Consider the following 231-nt stretch of genomic DNA (forward strand, 5'->3'; position numbering starts at 1 on the left):
GGGCAGGAGCGCTTGAGAAATGCTCATGCTCTGATTGTCGGTGCAGGTGGGCTTGGGTCTCCCGTGGCGCTTTACTTAGCGGCCGCTGGCGTGGGCAAAATCACTATTGCCGACGCTGACACGGTAGAGTTGTCAAACCTGCAGCGCCAGATTGCTCACCAGCAGGCGAATATCGGCACCAACAAGGCACGTTCAGCAAAAGCGAGCATGCAGGCACTTAACCCTGAGTGC

At 57.6% G+C, this 231-nt stretch carries 1 protein-coding gene; it reads left to right on the forward strand.

Features of this window, described 5'->3' with window-relative positions; translation table 11 throughout:
- Nucleotides 1-231 (forward strand): HesA/MoeB/ThiF family protein (locus tag PU683_RS22015; protein WP_277174653.1); only part of this gene is annotated, 231 nt, incomplete at both ends.

It is taken from the genome of Candidatus Kosakonia sp. 282A-S69 (genome assembly GCF_029433855.1).
Classification (GTDB): Bacteria; Pseudomonadota; Gammaproteobacteria; order Enterobacterales; family Enterobacteriaceae; genus Kosakonia; species Kosakonia cowanii_A.